14 protein-coding genes are annotated in these 17,507 nt (G+C 39.5%); 7 read left to right on the forward strand and 7 right to left on the reverse strand.

From position 1 onward, the window contains the following. Window position 1 precedes the first annotated feature (1 nt). Window positions 2-1,084 carry a glycosyltransferase family 4 protein gene (locus FO447_RS12210; RefSeq protein WP_200756543.1) on the forward strand — a complete coding sequence of 361 codons (1,083 nt, stop codon included), beginning with the start codon at window positions 2-4 and terminating at the stop codon, window positions 1,082-1,084. Here FO447_RS12210 and FO447_RS12215 read toward each other — a convergent pair. From FO447_RS12215 to FO447_RS12230, 4 genes are read right to left on the reverse strand one after another with little or no spacing between them, the layout of a single operon-like run. Beyond that, window positions 1,081-2,838, reverse strand: coding sequence for a phosphoethanolamine transferase (locus FO447_RS12215; protein WP_200756545.1), 1,758 nt, complete (start codon window positions 2,836-2,838; stop codon window positions 1,081-1,083). The genes FO447_RS12210 and FO447_RS12215 overlap by 4 nt on opposite strands. 25 nt (window positions 2,839-2,863) lie before the next feature. Then, the gene (locus FO447_RS12220) at window positions 2,864-4,081 is read right to left on the reverse strand and encodes a hypothetical protein (RefSeq protein WP_200756547.1); all 1,218 of its coding nucleotides are present in this window, start codon (window positions 4,079-4,081) and stop codon (window positions 2,864-2,866) included. Between the two features lie 39 nt (window positions 4,082-4,120). Further along, window positions 4,121-5,236, reverse strand: coding sequence for a glycosyltransferase (locus FO447_RS12225; protein WP_200756549.1), 1,116 nt, complete (start codon window positions 5,234-5,236; stop codon window positions 4,121-4,123). Window positions 5,237-5,281: 45 nt separating this feature from the next. Further along, window positions 5,282-6,241: a glycosyltransferase family 8 protein gene (locus FO447_RS12230; protein WP_182384244.1), complete on the reverse strand. Its 960-nt coding sequence runs from the start codon at window positions 6,239-6,241 to the stop codon at window positions 5,282-5,284. A 78-nt stretch (window positions 6,242-6,319) separates the two neighbouring features. Here FO447_RS12230 and FO447_RS12235 point away from each other — a divergent pair, with 78 nt between their 5' ends. Next, a complete protein-coding gene (locus tag FO447_RS12235) occupies window positions 6,320-7,291 on the forward strand; it encodes a glycosyltransferase family 2 protein (RefSeq protein ID WP_118065495.1) in 972 nt (323 codons plus the stop codon). A 321-nt stretch (window positions 7,292-7,612) separates the two neighbouring features. Here the strand turns inward: FO447_RS12235 and nadA are convergent, their stop codons facing one another. The 3 genes from nadA to FO447_RS12250 form a co-directional block, all read right to left on the reverse strand. Next, window positions 7,613-8,605 (reverse strand): quinolinate synthase NadA, encoded by a 993-nt coding sequence (nadA, locus tag FO447_RS12240; RefSeq protein WP_200756551.1) that lies wholly within the window; start codon window positions 8,603-8,605, stop codon window positions 7,613-7,615. Between the two features lie 550 nt (window positions 8,606-9,155). After that, window positions 9,156-10,241 (reverse strand): glycosyltransferase family 9 protein, encoded by a 1,086-nt coding sequence (locus FO447_RS12245; protein ID WP_118254459.1) that lies wholly within the window; start codon window positions 10,239-10,241, stop codon window positions 9,156-9,158. Window positions 10,242-10,334: 93 nt separating this feature from the next. Beyond that, a complete protein-coding gene (locus FO447_RS12250) occupies window positions 10,335-10,937 on the reverse strand; it encodes a DUF4254 domain-containing protein (RefSeq protein ID WP_006848239.1) in 603 nt (200 codons plus the stop codon). A gap of 225 nt (window positions 10,938-11,162) precedes the next feature. On the opposite strand from FO447_RS12250, the gene FO447_RS12255 reads away from it, so the two are divergent. The 5 genes from FO447_RS12255 to FO447_RS12275 all read left to right on the forward strand — a co-directional run bounded on the left by FO447_RS12255 (window position 11,163) and on the right by FO447_RS12275 (window position 17,505). Continuing rightward, window positions 11,163-11,399 (forward strand): acyl carrier protein, encoded by a 237-nt coding sequence (locus FO447_RS12255; RefSeq protein ID WP_006848240.1) that lies wholly within the window; start codon window positions 11,163-11,165, stop codon window positions 11,397-11,399. Between the two features lie 22 nt (window positions 11,400-11,421). Beyond that, the gene (fabF, locus tag FO447_RS12260) at window positions 11,422-12,684 is read left to right on the forward strand and encodes a beta-ketoacyl-ACP synthase II (protein ID WP_006848241.1); all 1,263 of its coding nucleotides are present in this window, start codon (window positions 11,422-11,424) and stop codon (window positions 12,682-12,684) included. After that, window positions 12,674-13,756, forward strand: a complete 1,083-nt coding sequence (rnc, locus tag FO447_RS12265; protein WP_118065500.1) for a ribonuclease III — start codon at window positions 12,674-12,676, stop codon at window positions 13,754-13,756. The genes fabF and rnc overlap by 11 nt, the downstream gene beginning before the upstream one ends. Before the next feature lie 207 nt (window positions 13,757-13,963). After that, window positions 13,964-15,472: a GH3 auxin-responsive promoter family protein gene (locus tag FO447_RS12270; RefSeq protein WP_117695485.1), complete on the forward strand. Its 1,509-nt coding sequence runs from the start codon at window positions 13,964-13,966 to the stop codon at window positions 15,470-15,472. 65 nt (window positions 15,473-15,537) lie between these two features. Continuing rightward, a complete protein-coding gene (locus FO447_RS12275) occupies window positions 15,538-17,505 on the forward strand; it encodes an Ig-like domain-containing domain (protein ID WP_118416261.1) in 1,968 nt (655 codons plus the stop codon). Window positions 17,506-17,507: the final 2 nt, after the last annotated feature.

A 17,507-nucleotide genomic window follows, 5' to 3' on the forward strand; every position in this document is an offset into this window, starting at 1 on the left:
CATGAATATAGTATACATCATAGAAGACTATTCTGAGAATGGAGGCGTAGAAAAAATCGTTTCTATGAAAGCTAATACATTCTATCAAGAATATCATCATCAGGTTACTGTTATTTCTGTATATGAAGATAAACGGAAACAACAGTATATATTAGACGAAGGTATCCGGCTGATTCATCTTCATGTTCCTTTTGCCAAGAAGACAAGAAATAAAGTATATAAGTTATTAAGCAGAATTATTACACTATTATTAGCAGCTTATAGATTAAATAAAACAATTAAACAGGTTAATCCCGACGTAGTATTCTTTACAACTACATTGGGAGCATTGTTATTACCTCTTTGTCATACCAAGGCTAGAAGAATATACGAATCACATTTGGCACGTTCATTCAATCCTTTTCACTCACTATTCGGATTAATGGAAAGAAAAGCTGATGCTATAGTTTGTCTGACTCATGACGATGCTAAAGAATTTCAATCGACAAAGAATGTATACGTTATCCCCAACTTTATCAACATACCACACCAAAAGGTAAAAGACTACAGTTGCAAAAAAGCTATTGCTGTAGGAAGATTAGAACAACAGAAAGGTTTTGACAGATTGATTAGCTGTTGGAAAGATGTAGCCAAACAATATCCCGACTGGCAACTCGATATTTATGGAACCGGCTCACTTTACCATATATTACAAGAGCAAATTACAAGTTTAGGATTGGAAAAACAGGTAAAATTGTGTGGCAGAGGAAAAAATATGATGGAAATATATCCTAACTATAGTTTACACGTAATGTCTTCACATTATGAAGGTCAAGGTATTGTAATGTTAGAAGCTCAAGCATGTGGTTTACCTTCTGTTACTTTTGACTTTAAATATGGAGCTAACGAAATTATTAGAGACGAAATAAATGGTATTATCGTAAGACAAAATGATAATGAAGCTTTTATCACAGCCATTTGCAAGATGATAAATTCAGAATCACTACGCCATAATCTGGGTATGAAAGCTCAAACCATGGCTATTCAATATTCTAAATTTAACATCTTTCAAAAATGGCTAGAACTATTGAGATGTTATACTTAATTGTACATCGATTGTGAAACAGAATCTAATGGTACGAAAGAAGGACTCAATAGATCATATTTGTCCCGATAATAAGGTGTATTAAGTTGGGATATGTGAAATACTACATTACAGATTTCATCAGTACGGAAAGAACGATGAAGTGCTTTTTTGATATTATTTATAATCGCGGGATATTTCTGTTTATACTTATCAGAACACCATATCATAAAAGGTACTTCATACTGATACTTATATCCTAAATTCTTCATATTATCATCAAAAACAACTCGTCCATACGAATCTCTATAATCATATATTTCTTCACCATGATCAGAAAAATAGAGGACTACCGTATTTTTATCTCTAAATAAATCAATAATATTTTTCAATACATAGTCATTATATAGAGTAGCATTATCATATTCTGCTATCATCTGTTTCTTTTCATCATTCAAATAAGGCTGTTTGCTACGAATATTTCTATAAGAAAATATATTAAACTGTGATATATGAGGATAGCGTTTTGTTGCCATAACATGCTGTCCCATCAGATGAAAGATAACAAGATTATGCTTACCAATACCCTTAGCTTCCTTGGAAAAATCTACTACTGCCTGATTATCATATTCGAAAACATTCTTACTTATTTGCGTATAGGATTCCTTCATTAGTAATTGATTATAAACAAAAGAATTCATAGAGAATACAAACGGAGCCTGTAATTCATCATCCTTCTGAACATCCCAGTAATAAACCTGATAACCAGCTTTTTTAAATAGAGCTGGAAAATAAGGACTATCAGACCATTTTTCATGGTTACGCAGACTGTTACAACACAACGTATTTTTCATCGTTAAAGTAGTACGATTAAAAGGACTAACTACATTGTCAAATACAAATAAGTTACCTTTTTTCTTTTCTTGATACAGATTCGGAGTTGTTGGCAAATAATATCCATACAACTGAGAATGGCATTTTATATAAGATTCTCCGATTACATAAACTACATTCAGAGAATCACTATCAACTGAAATATGAGACTGTTTAGCACAGCATGTTACATCTACAGCATGTTTCATCTCTAAATTAACTAAATAAATATTATATAAAGAATAAAATAAGGTTGTTATCGAATCACGACAACCATATTCTTCAGGCATATCATCTATTGTACTCACAGAAACAATTTCTTTATAAAAACCAAACTGTAGAAATCCACAAAAAATAAAAGCTGATAACAGTAAATTGATTATCTTCTCATGTTTCAGACTTTTCAAGAAAAGAGTGATTTTATTTTTTTTTCTCTCACATAAAACAACTAATACAACATAAAATATCAAGAAAATCAAAGTAAGTATTCCTCCCTTAGATAAAAGAAAAGAATACAAAAACTCTGATGCTTCTCTTTTATTTGTTTCAACTATCAGAGTAATAATATCTGGCTGTAAAGTTTTATTAAACACCAAATGCAAAAACAAGCATACAGCAAATAATAATAACGCAAAAGTGTAAAGACTTATCTTAATAAATCTGTTTCGGATATAAAAAACAAATAAGGTAAAAAGATAAGAGATCGCTCCAGCTCTAGGAAAATCAATAAAAAAGAAATCGAACACACGATTCATAAAAAAATAATGAACGTGCGAAGGAATAAATCTTATCGGCATAATCGTAATTGCCAATAAGAATAAAAGAAAGAAAGGAAACTCCTTAACAATAGGAGTTTGCAATATCTTTAACCATTTTATAATATATTTTTTCAGACTTACCATAATCTTATTTTTTATGAACATATCACTATAGAAAACTTATTATCTTTAATGAAACTTTATATATAACCAACAAAGCATTTCCTATCTCAGAGTTTCTTAACAGACCAAATGTACCCTGACCTGTCCATTCTACAGTACCCACACATAGTAACAGTAACCATATCTTAGTATAAGATGGCGGTAAAATTCGATTGATCCATTTCAAAAAGTGAGCTACGTATCCCGTCAAAAGACTTGATAACAATTCATTAAAATCTTCCTCCTTTAGAGTAAATAACACGATGTAAGAAGATAAAGAAGCATACATGATGATACGAGTATAGTCTGTTGACAATATAGTAAACATAGGAATTAAACATACCATAATCCCTAAAAATAAAGTACTATAACACAGGTTTTCTTGCCGATTCTTATCACTAGAAGAACAATACACAGTATTTATCATCGTATTCATATAGATAGCCAAAACTATACTAACCACACTACCTATTATATTAGGAATATGGAATACCTTATCCAAGAAATTATAATGAAGATGAAATAACATAACATATCCTTTATCATATGAAAGAAAATCCATCACATTTGGAAATTCCAAGAAAGGTTCAGTACTTTTACGTATCAAAAGATATTGTTCCATACTTCCTGAAAAATGAAGACAGAGTAAAAATACTAGCATAGATGGTATCCAACAACAGATAGTTTTCCACAAATAACGAACTTTTAAACGAGTTATCAACAACAGGAGTGGAAAAGCCCAAAAAGCAAAGGGTTCGTGGCATAACACAGCTAAGATTGCCAATATATTACCACACAACACCCACCAACGAAAAGGTAAAGACTTCCAAAGTTTTACGATTAGAAGAAATATACACATTATGATAAAATCTCTTCTAAAGAAAGCCAAACCAAAAATACCTACCCCACCCAATAAGAAGGAAACTGGTAAAAACTCTAAAGCATAACCATGCTTACGAAAGTTGCGTATCATATACACAACTATAACAATATATGATAGTAAACTGATTATATAAGCTAAATAGACAGGATTTATTCCCTTGAGATAAAACTGATAGAATATTTCTCCGAGCAACCCTCTACGGATAAATCCACCCTGATAATTGATAAATAAATCGGAAAAATCAAAAAACTGGAAAGTATAGATACTATTATAGATTACCGAAACTATCAGTAATCCCACATAAAAGACTGTCCAACGAGACAAAGCCTTCTTCGTATTCATATATCTCAGAAAGTATTTAAAAATCTGCATTTCAATTTATTATAAATGTTGTAAATACATTTGTTCATACTCTTTTGCCACCTTCCGATAATCATGGTATTTCATAACGAAAGCTATGCTTTGACGCGAGAGATATGATAAATGTCCAGAAGTAAAGAAAGCCTGCTCGATGATTGCCACATTCTGAGATTCTGAATACTCAGGACTCACATTGATAATAGGACGTAATTCTGTTTCGCCAATGAACTCATAATATTCTTCCTCTCCTCCACCGATAACCACAGTACCACGTGCCATGGCTGCCAACGAATTCATGGATGGAGTATAACTGTAAAACTGATCTACCAGAACATCTGCTTCATCCAGCATCCGGCAATATTCATCATAAGCTACTCCTTCTACATATTTGAGTTCTATCTTACCAGGATATTTCTTTGCCAGAATTTCCACAAAATGAGCTATCTTTAAAGCACCTTTCAGATACTCGCGCTTGGGTTGTAAACCTACAAGCACTTTGATAACCTCACCATTCCCTTTCTGACGTTTTTTATCCACTACAGGAATTATCATCGGAAGAGGAATATAGTAGAGTTTTTTATGAAATTCAGAAACATCGTAACAGAGGTAATATTCATAAAGACAGGCTATCAAAGCATCAGAATGATAAGATACAGTATGCCAGCACTTATCAAACTGAGGCATGAAATGAAAAGCCATACGCTCTTTATTCTCCTCGATATTCTGTAATTTACCATTCCAAAAAGTATCAGAATAAGCTGGAATACCCTGGGCCTGTTGTCTGAACAGATGTGGGTCATCGGCAAAACAGCCTTTAATGATTCGCTTATTGGTAAACTTGAGAAACCAGAATACCAGCATGTTCCACCAACCCATCAAAGGCACAAACTGATAGTTATGCACCTGAACAATATCATTTCCACATATCTTATGAAGATTGCAGACTATTTTCCACAACACCATAAGCCCGCTCCATCTTCCATAACGCTCCATATTACGGCGCAAGTCGATGTCACGAGGAGAGTTGTGCCAATCATTGCCGTCGGACATCAGCGTTACCTGATGTCCAAGTTCTACTAATCCCTTTTTGAGAGTATTATGTAGCAAACTAGACTCACCTACCAACAGAATCTTCATAACTTTATATGATACTTATTTATAAGATACTTGAATATAAGAAACTTAAGACAATTCAATATACCTATTTTCTACAATATAATCAGATTTGCGCAGTCCCATGCTTACCACCAGTTTTATGGCCATTTTCTCCAGGCAGAACTTCAATGGCATCCAGCGCTTTTCTTTTTCATCACGCCAAGGACTCATCGCTTTATACTTATCAAATTCCTTTTTCCATGGATGCTTGCAGTTCTTATACCATGGTTTAGGAATACCCGTAAAATGGATGATGGCCGGATGAGCCTGAGCTTCCAATATCTGTTCATCAAATTCCCAGGAGATAAGAGAATAACGCAAATCAAACCAATACTCATTCAGTACATTATATCTGATAGGTAATACCAACTTAGAATTCTTAAACAGATAGTTCAGTACATCCTGATCATGACATCTCAACCTTTCCGTATTAGATTTCACATAATCAAAGAATTTGAGAAGCACCTGCTTTTCACGCCAATATTTCAGATTGACAACTAACATACCTGCATTAAAATATCCCAAAGTTTGGGGATAACGCAAGCGATTATAGTGTTCTATCTTATTATTATAACTATCTGGAACAGCGGCAATTGCATAGTTTTCAACAGAAGTATTCCACAATTTAACAAGTTTATCCACAACCAGAATATCGCCATCTAGATAGATAACCTTATCAATATCAGCAGGCAGAATTTCCGTAAGATATAAACGATAATAAGTAGCAAACGAAGTTCCTACATGATCTACTTGAAAATCCAGACCAACTGGAAAATGTTTGAAAATCTCATCGCTGATAAGATAGAAATGAATTGTTTGCTGATAACGGGCAGCTATGGTTCTGATAGGATTCAATAATGCAGCAGAATTCTGATCATGCAAGAGATGTACATTGACAACTTCTCCTCTGTTGCTCTCAAACAAAGAGGTCAACATGATACCGGTCGGCATGATATATTTACTATCAGTAGAACAAACTATTTCCATTTTTATGTTTTTTGTACTACTATTAATACGTAAATTAAATCTTTTTATTATCTTTGCAGTCATAAAAAAGAATAACTTATGCAGAAAGAATTAATATCAGAGATATCTTCACCATTGGTGAGTTTCATCATTACTACAAGCAACCATCAGAAGGAACATCTTGTAGAATGCATCAATAGTATCCTTCAGCTTTCGCTCAATGCCAAAGAGAGGGAAATAATTCTCGTTGATGATGGTAGCGAAGAATTGGTAGCCAGCCAGATAAAAGAGTTGCTGGATAACCTGCTCTATTTAAGATTACCAGGCTTAGGCAGCAGTATGGCACGCAACTATGGCATATACTTAGCCAAAGGAAAATACATCCAGTTTATAGAAGGAGATGATTATCTTCTTCAGCCAACCTATGAACATTGCCTTGACATCGTGAGATTCCACGAACCAGATATCGTTACATTCTGTTTCAGCAAGGATGAAACAGGAGAACCATCTTACGAACTCCCTACCCCAATCAGCGGCACAGAATACCTCAACAACAATACCCTTTTAGGCTCAGCCTGTTCCTATATATTCCGCCGCGCCATTGTGGGTAGCCTGTTATTCTCACCAAACATCAGTTTCGGCGAGGACGAGGAATTCACACCACAACTCTTCTTACGGGCAGAACGAATATTCAAGACTCAGACCTCACCTTATTATAATAGAGTGGACAAATACGCACCTGGTGAATTAGAAAATAAGGATAAGATAGATATCCACATGGACAATAAACTGGAGGTGATTCTACATCTTCAGAAGTTGCTCGATACGGTTCCTGTAGCAGAGCGCCAGGCACTCAACCGCCGTATAGCCCAGCTCTCGATGGATTATCTGGTTAACAATATCCGCTTGAAACATTCGTTGATATCCTTGAATCATGCCATCAGAAAATTAAGGAAACATGGGTTATATCCTCTTCCGAACAAAGAATATACCAAGAAATATATGATGTTCAGAAAGATGATAGGTACATACGTAGGACGAATTGCACTTCTCTTTCTTATCAAGAAATAAATGAATGAAAGCATAAAGATTTCTCCCATCCGGATTAGCATACAGAGGAATAAGAGAAAATCCTATATAAACAAAAATAGAGCATTCAAATCACTTGAACGCTCTATCTTTATAATTAGATTAAATTTTCTAATATTATTTGTATAAGTAAAAGATGATGAAATGACGTTTCACAACGTCCGTTTGTTTTAACTGATGCAAAGATACGACGATTTTTGTCTATAAAGTCGTAAATTATACATTTTATGGTAGCGAAATATGATTTTTTCACCCATAAAAAACAAATTTTACCACCAATCTTATAATTTTCACCACATTATTCTACGATAGTGACAACATCTTTTCTATTGGTTTGACCGCTTTCTTCGCTATTTCAGGAGCCACTTCAACTGTTGGCCAACCAAATTTCAATGCATTGTATATCTTCTTGAGCGTATTCATCTTCATATACTCACACTCGTTGCAGCTGCAACCTACTCCACCCTCGCTTACCTCTGGAGGTACGGGATAGAAAATTACGTTAGGACAATTACGTACCAGCTCATGCAGGATACCAGCCTCTGTAGCGATAATATACTCCTTGATTTCAGGATGCTCTTGGGCATAATGTAACATGGTGGCTGTAGAGCCCTTTACATCGGCTACAGCAAGTACTGGTGCCTTACACTCCAAGTGAGCCATCACAACAGCCTCAGGATGCTTCTGCTTCAGTTTAACTATAGCCTCTACAGAGAATTTCTCATGTACATGGCAACCACCGTTCCAAAGCAACATATTGCGGCCTGTAACGCTGTTTATATAGTTACCGAGATTATAGTCTGGACCAAAGATGATTTTTTCGTCCTGTGGAAAACTGTCAATCACCTTCTTAGCATTACCGCTTGTCACTACACAATCTGTCAGCGCCTTCACTGCAGCCGTGGTGTTTACATAACTCACAACCTTATATCCTGGATGCTCTTCCTTGTACTTTTTCAAATCCTCAGCCTTACAGCTGTCAGCAAGCGAGCAACCAGCATTCAAGTCAGGACAGATCACGGTTTTGTCAGGACTCAAGAGTTTGCATGTCTCAGCCATGAAGTGCACGCCACACATAACCATTACCTGGGCATCGGTTTCAGCTGCTTTACGAGCCAAAGCCAGAGAGTCGCCAACAAAGTCGGCGATGTCCTGAATCTCACCTACCGTATAGTAGTGGGCGAGGATAATAGCATCTTTCTCCTTGCAAAGCTTTCTGATTTCAGCTTTCAAGTCCAAGGCTTCGTCAACGGGTTCGTCAACGTATCCTTTCTCAATCCATTCTTTTTTCACCATAACATTCATATTATATTTCTTATTTTTTATTTTTTAAAAAGAGAATATAGAGATGATGATATGCCGTGGATAAGTGGATAACATTCTGCATAAAAACTTGCGTATTTCGTTATCCAAGTCTTATTCCAGTTTATCCGCAGAGGCCTTTGAAATCTTTTTCTTGTCTCTTAATGCATTAACCGGTTTATCAACATTTCCCCAATTCGGTGCAAAGTTAATAAGTTTATATCTTTTTTCGGTCAAAAACTGCGAAAAAGTTTCTAAAAACTTAATAATATCTATGTGGATATCCTCTTTTCGTTGGTTTGAGATAGGTATGTGTGGATATTTACAAACTTATTAAAAAGTTATTATTGGGGTTTTCCGTACACTTATCCACGCTTTTGTGGAAAACAAAAAAGAGCAGAAATCCATCAGGATATTCTGCTCTCTGGTCTGAGTTATTTATATGGTAGTTTTTGGTTATAGGATTTCCATCTGTTTCTTTCTATTCTATACCTATTTATATATAGGTTTCTGATATAATATTATATATAGAAGTTCTGATTCCCTATCTTTTGTTCAAAACAGAATCAATTTTTTCTGTTACCAGTTCAGGAGAGATATTCTTCATACATGCGAAGTCTCCCCTAGCGCAAGGCTTGTTACCATAGATACTGCAAGGGCGGCAAGGTAAGTCAAGCTGTACGGCATTGGCAGGATCCTGATGCCAGCCCATGAAACCTGCGTATGGATGGGTAGCTCCCCAGATGCTTACTACAGGAGTGTTAACAAGCGATGCCAAGTGCATATTGGCACTATCCATGCTCACCATAACGTGCAGATGACTAATCAGGATGAGTTCCTGTTTCAATCCGTTAAGATGAGAAGAAGCGTTAATGAGCTGTGGATACTTCTCAGCCCAGTCGTTCATCACTGGTGTTTCGTCTTTACCTCCACCGAAAAGGAAGATATGAGCGTGTGGATGATTGTGGATAAGTCGCTGGATAACTTTTTCCATCAGTTGTATAGGATATATTTTTCCCTCGTGTGCAGCGAAGGGAGCAATACCAATCCACGGCTCTGTTATATGCTTGTCTTCTAGTGAGATAGCATTCTCTCCTACTCCGAATACCTCCTGTGGTAAGATACTTAAATCTCCTTGTTTTCCATCCCCATAGATAGATGTGAAATCCATGTGGATAGGATATCCAAGTTGTGCAAAAACATCAGCATAGTTTTGGAATGATGTAGGTTGCTGCACAAGTTTTTTACCATTAGAAGCTACCAGCTTGCGTTTTCCCTTGCGATGTTTGTCAATATGTGCAACCTTGAAGTTATCCAGGTTGAAGCGCATACGCAGATAATCGGAACGCAGCACGCTATGTAAATCGGCAATTGCTGTAAACTGTTTGGCTATCAATCGGCGATAGAGTGCGTTGAGTCCTTTCACCCCTTTGTATTCCTCCTTGATATCAGCTTCCATAAAGCCAACGTTAGGAGCCAAGTCTTCAAAGAAAGGACGGGCAAAGGGACGACTGAGCACAGTAATTCTTACTTTCGGGTATTGTTTGGCCAAAGATTGAATTACAGGTACGGTCATGGCTACATCGCCCATGGCTGAAAATCTAATTACCAGGATATGCTCAGTTTTCATCGTTTTTTCTTCTATATATAATATAAGGTGAAAAAAGAGAGCCATACCTCTTATTATATAATAAGGTATATGCGCTCTCCTATTCTGTTTTTTTTATTTCTTGTAGAGTACAGGATTGGTTGAAGGATCGTTGTACATCTTCATCTGTCGGTAAACCTTCATGTATTTGCGTCCAGCCTCGATATCTTCCAAGAGTTGGTCGATAGCTGTAGAAAGGTCTACCTGCTGTTCCAGGAGGACATCCAGTTTGGCTTGGCATTTCGCTTTGTGCTCAGCCGAAGCTTCTGGGCGTTCCACCTGCTCCTTCATGTGATAAATCTTGAGGGCAAGAATACTCAAGCGGTCAACAGCCCATGCAGGACTCTCAGTGTTGATGCGTGCATCATCCTGAACCTTCACGTCTTTGTATGTTTCGCGGAAGTAAGTATCGATTTGCTCAACGAGGTCTGTTCTGTCCTGGTTGCTCTTGTCGATTCTGCGCTTCAATACGAGTGCTTCAGCCGGGTCTATCTGAGGATCACGGATAATATCCTCGAAATGCCACTGTACAGTGTCAATCCAGCACTTCAGATAAAGGCAGTTCTCGATGCTACCTTCCTGATATGGATTATTGATTGGTGTATCAATGTTGTCTTTGATATGATAATCGGCTATCGCCTGATTAAATATCTTATTGGCTTTTTCTGTAAATGTCATAATGGATTTAAATGTTTAATTAATACCGTACAAAAGTAACAAAATAATCTGAAACGACCAACAAAAAAGGAAAAAAATGCCAAAAATATGCACAATTAGGGGGTGTTTGTGCACAATAATGCACTTTTTTCGCCAAAATATTTGTTTATCTCAAAAAAAAAGTGTTCCTTTGCACCCAGATTTTTAATTAGAAATTGATTTATAAACATTTTAAAAGTTACAATTATGTCAGAAATTGAAAGCAAAGTAAAGGCAATTATCGTTGATAAACTCGGTGTTGATGAGGCTGAAGTTAAGCCAGAGGCAAGCTTCACAAATGATCTTGGTGCAGATTCTTTGGATACTGTAGAGTTGATCATGGAGTTCGAGAAGGAGTTCTCTATCTCTATCCCAGACGATAAGGCTGAGAAGATTGCTACTGTAGGTGACGCTATCTCTTACATTGAGGAGAACGCTAAGTAATTTAGCAGCTAAATTATACTAAATGGAATTAAAGAGAGTTGTTGTAACAGGTCTCGGTGCTGTGACTCCAGTTGGTAATACTCCTGAGGAAACTTGGGAGAGCCTCCTTGCTGGTAAGAGCGGTGCTGCGCCTATTACTCATTTCGATACAACCCTTTTCAAGACCAAGTTCGCTTGCGAGGTTAAAGGCCTGAACATCAATGATTGGATTGATCGTAAGGAAGCTCGCAAGCTTGACCGTTATACCCAGTTGGCTATGATTGCTGCCATGCAGGGTGTAAAGGATGCTAATATCGATCTTGAGAAGGAAGACTTGAACAACGTTGGCGTTGTATTCGGTGTAGGTATCGGTGGTATCAAGACTTTCGAGGATGAGGTGAAGTACTATGGTACTCACGAGGAGAATGGTCCTAAGTTTAACCCATTCTTCATCCCTAAGATGATTGCAGATATCGCTTCAGGTCAGATTTCCATCCACTTTGGATTCCACGGACCAAACTACACTACTACATCTGCATGTGCTTCTTCAAGCAATGCATTGGCTGATGCCTTCAACCTGATTCGTTTGGGTAAGGCAAACATCATCGTTAGCGGTGGTGCAGAGGCTGCTATCTGCGCTTGTGGCGTAGGTGGTTTCAATGCTATGCATGCATTGTCAACACGTAATGATGACCCAGAGCATGCTTCACGTCCGTTCAGCGCAAGCCGTGATGGATTTATCATGGGCGAGGGTGCAGGTTGCTTGATTCTCGAGGAACTTGAGCACGCTAAGGCTCGTGGTGCGAAGATTTATGCTGAGATGGTAGGTGAGGGCGAGAGTGCCGATGCTTATCACATCACAGCATCTCATCCTGAGGGTCTTGGTGCTAAGCTCGTTATGGAGCGTGCACTTGCTGATGCCAATCTGAAGCCAGAGGACATTGACTATATCAATGTTCACGGTACATCTACCCACGTAGGTGATATCTCAGAGGCTAAGGCTATCAAGGCTGTCTTCGGTGATGCAGCTTACAAGCTCAACATCAGTTCTACCAAGTCAATGACTGGTCACCTCCTTGGTGCTGCTGGTGCAGTAGAGGCTATGGCTTGTGTTCTTAGTGTGAAGAACGATATTGTTCCTCCTACTATCAACCACGAAGAGGGTGATGATGATCCAGAGCTCGATTACAACTTGAACTTTACCTTCAACAAAGCTCAGAAGCGTGAGGTTCGTGCTGCATTGAGTAATACTTTCGGATTCGGCGGTCACAACTGCTGTGTAGTATTCAAGAAGTATGCTGAATAATTTTATAGATAGGATAAAGCTCTCTTTCCGCAAGGATAAAGAGCTTTATTTGTCTTTATATGAAATCCTCGGTTTTTATCCTCACGACATCAGCTACTACAAGATGGCGCTGTTGCACAAGAGCATCATGCACCGCAATTCTAAGGGAAAACCAGTGAACAACGAGCGGTTGGAGTTCTTGGGTGATGCGGTTTTGGATGCTGTAGTAGGAGATATCGTGTACCAGCATTTCCCTGGCAAGCGTGAGGGATTCCTTACCAATACCCGAAGCAAGTTAGTGCAGCGTGATACGCTGAATAAACTGGCACAGGAAATGGGCATCAACCAGCTGATTCTTTCTAATGGCCACAGTTCTTCTCATAACAGTTATATGGGAGGAAATGCGTTCGAAGCTTTGGTAGGTGCCATTTATCTGGACCGTGGTTACGATGCCTGCATGTATTTTATGCAGAAACGTATTCTGGCACAAATGATAAACATCGATAAGGTGGCTTATAAGGAGGTTAACTTCAAGAGCAAACTCATCGAATGGAGCCAGAAAAACCGCGTGAAGCTGGATTTCGTTATGCTAGACCAGCAAAAAGACAAGAATGGTAGCCCGATTTTCACCTATCAGGTTGTACTCGAAGGTGTTGAAGGTGGAGTAGGAAAGGGCTATTCCAAGAAGGAAAGCCAGCAGGTGGCTTCTAAGACTAGCTTGGAAAAACTGCGCAAAGAACCACAGTATATTGATGCTGTGTTCACAGCTAAGGCTAACCGCACCAAGATGGAAGAGGAACCTGTTGAAAACGTGCCTAACACAGAAGTGAAAGACGATTTCATCATCTCGCAGGATGCTGATGCACAAAACGCACCGGTAGAGGAGAAGCACATCAATGTTTTCAAAGAGGAGGTTTTCACAGAGAAATCTGCCGAAACTGCCCAGAAAACTGAAGTGCAGGTCGAGGTGAAGGATGAAAAGAAGGAGAGTGATGAGTTCGATTTGAGCGACATCACGGCTCAGCCTAAGGAATTATCAAGAGAAGAGATTATTGCCGCTGCCGAAGCGGCTGCTTTCGGTAACGATGAGTAAACTGTATCTCTTTCCGGATAGGAAATACGATTTTACAGAAGACTCCCATAAGATGGTAAATATCGCCACTTATGGGAGTCTTTTGTGTTGTATATTTCCTTTTTGTATACTTTATCTTACCCTTTTGTATTAAAAAATAGTAAAAACTTTCTCTATATCAAAAGTTTGATTTACTTTTGCATCTACTTAAATGATATATATCTAGATATGAGTTTAACAACGATAGTAAGTAACGTCTTCAAACCTCGGCAGAAGGAGTTGGAGAAGTATGTCTATGATGCAGAACATTTGCAGCATAAAGTGCTTATGCACCTTATAAATAAAGGAAAAAATACTGAATATGGTGTCAAGCATTTATTAAATACCACCAACAGTTATGATAAATTTGCACAGAATATTCCTGTCAATACCTACGAGGAGTTGAAGGGGGATATCGACCGTATGCGTCATGGCGAAAAGGATATTCTATGGCCGGGACTGGTAAAATGGTACGCCAAGTCATCTGGCACCACCAACGATAAGAGTAAGTTTATCCCGGTTTCTCATGATGGCTTGCATGGCATTCATTATGCCGGAGGCTTTGATGCCGTAGCCTATTATCTGCGCAATAATCCGAAGAGCAGACTCTTTGATGGCAAGAGCCTTATCTTAGGTGGAAGCCATTCGCCTAACTATAATGTGTCGGATAGTCTGGTGGGTGACCTGAGCGCTATCCTCATCGAAAATATCAATCCGCTTGCCAATCTGGTGCGTGTTCCTAAGAAGTCAACTGCTCTCCTGAGCGATTTCGAAGTGAAACGCGACCTTATTGCCCGCGAAACGATGAATAAGAACGTAACCAATATCTCGGGTGTTCCAAGCTGGATGCTTAGTGTGCTGGTGCGTGTCATGGAACTTTCCGGCAAGAAGCATCTGGAAGAGGTATGGCCTAATCTGGAGGTATTCTTCCATGGCGGTATTGCCTTTACTCCTTACCGCAAGCAGTATGAACAGCTCATCACTTCGCCGAACATGCATTATATGGAGACTTATAATGCCAGCGAGGGATTCTTCGGACTGCAGGATGATCCGGCAGACCCAGCCATGTCGCTTATGATAGATTATGATGTATTCTACGAGTTTATCCCTATGGACGAATTCGGCAGCGAGAATCCTACCGTTGTGCCTCTCTGGGGTGTTGAGGTAGGCAAGAACTACGCTATGATCATCACCACTTCCTGTGGTTTGTGGCGCTATCTCATCGGCGATACGGTTCAGTTTACCAGCAAGAATCCTTATAAGTTTGTCATTACCGGCCGTACCAAGTACTTTATTAATGCATTTGGCGAGGAACTGATCATGGATAATGCCGAGAAGGGATTGGCTTATGCCTGCGAGAAGACTGGTGCTCAGGTTTCTGATTATACCGCTGCGCCGGTTTATATGGACAGTAATGCCAAGTGCCGTCACCAGTGGCTCATAGAGTTCTCTCAGGAGCCAGCCAGCCTCGATGAATTTGCCAGTCTGTTAGACCAGAAGCTGCAGGAAATCAACAGCGATTACGAGGCCAAGCGCTTTCACGACGTTACCCTCCAGCATCTGGAGATAGTGAAGGCCAAGCCGGGACTCTTCAATGAATGGCTGAAGAGCAAGGGCAAGTTAGGTGGACAGCATAAGATTCCACGCTTGAGCAACAGCCGCAAGAACATTGATGAGATGCTCATGATGAACAAATAAAACAAGCAGCATGCTTCTTCCGTCTGAAGTTGAAGTGATGCTGCGATATTAAGAAGATATAAAGAATGATTCAATTGAACGACATAAAGAGCAAGTTGAAGGCAAATTCACTGTTTCTGCCTTTCTACGTCTTAGCTTTCCTCATGTTGGCATCCTGTGCCAAGATGGGACAGCCGGATGGTGGTTGGTTCGACGAAACTCCTCCTAAGGTGATTGGAGCTTCGCCAGCCGATAAGGGCGTAAATGTGAAGCAGAAGAAGGTGAATATCTATTTCGACGAATATATCAAGGTAGATAATCCTACCGAGAAAGTGGTTGTTTCGCCTCCGCAGCTCGAAGTGCCTGAAATCAAGGCTTCGGGCAAGCATATTCAGATTTCTCTGGTAGATTCGCTCAAGCCGAATACTACCTATACCATCGACTTTTCCGATGCCATCAGCGATAATAACGAGGGCAATCCGATGGGAAACTATACCTACAGTTTCTCTACCGGCGAGGTCATCGATACGATGGAGGTGTCGGGATATGTGCTCGAATCGGAGAATCTGGAGCCTATTAAGGGTATTCTGGTAGGTCTTTACGCTGATCATGCCGATTCAGCCTTCAAGACCAAGCCTATGCTGCGTGTAAGCCGTACCGACAGCCGTGGTCGCTTCGTCATAAAAGGTGTGGCTCCGGGCTCTTACCGCATCTATGCCCTGCAGGATATGGATGGCAACTATATGTTCAGCCAGAAAAGCGAAAAACTCGCTTTTTCTCATGATATTATCGTGCCGTCAAGCAAGCCGGATGTACGACAGGATACTACATGGATTGATTCCTTGCATATCAAGTCGATAGATCAGGTTAATTATACTCATTTCCTACCGGATAATGTAGTGCTCCGTGCCTTTACCGAACTGGTTTCCGACCGCTTCTTCCTCAAGGCAGAGCGTCAGAAGGCCAACTGTTTCTCGCTCTATTACAGTTATGGTGATTCTATCCTGCCACAGATCAAGGGCTTGAATTTTAATGAGAAAAATGCCTTTATTCTGGAAAAATCGGAGAAGAACGATACGCTTACCTATTGGCTCAAGGATACGGCGCTGGTCAACCAGGATACGCTGAATATAGAGCTTACTTACCGTATGACAGACAGTACGGGCGTGCTCCGCAACCAGACTGATACGCTCGAAATTCTTTCGAAGGAACCTTACGAAAAGCGTATGAAGGCGCAGGCTAAGGAACTGGAGAAATGGACCAAGAAGCAGGAAAAACTGAAGAAGAAGGGTGAACCTTATGATAGCGTGATGGCTGTAAAACCGCTTGATGTTCAGATGAGTGTCTCTTCTCAGCTCGATCCTGACAAGAATGTTATCTTCACCTTCAATACGCCGCTTGCCAAGGCCGATACGGCAGGCATTCATCTCTATGCCAAGCATGATACGCTATGGTATAGGGCGCCGATGGAGTTTAAGCCGCTGGGCAACCGCAAGTATATTCTGAGAGGCGAGTGGCGTCCGGACATAGAATATAGTCTGGAGGTTGATTCTGCCGCGTTCCAGGACATCTACGGACTTGTATCTAAACCTGTAAAACAAGGTTTCAAGGTCAATTCCCTGGATACTTACGGTACGCTGCTCATTAATGTAACGCACGATTTCGGCAATTATCCGCTCCTCGTTCAGCTACTCAATGCGCAGGATCAGGTGGTGAAAGAAGTGAAGGCAGTGAACGGAGTAGCCGAATTCTATTATCTCAAGCCGGAGAAGTATTACATGCGTCTGATAGTAGACCGCAACGGCAACGGCAAGTGGGATACAGGCTGCTATGATAAGGATGAACAGGCAGAAGAGGTGTATTACTATCCAGACGTGATAGAATGCAAGGCTAAATGGGATTTAACCGAGAGTTGGGATCCTACGGTCCGCGAACTCTCTCGTCAGAAGCCTGGTGCCATTACCAAGCAGAAGCCTGATAAAGAAAAGAAAGTTAAGAACCAGAATGCGCAACGTGCCAAGAAACTTGGCATCGAGTACATTCCTAAATTATAAAG

It is taken from the genome of Segatella copri, from assembly GCF_015074785.1.
Classification (GTDB): domain Bacteria; phylum Bacteroidota; class Bacteroidia; order Bacteroidales; family Bacteroidaceae; genus Prevotella.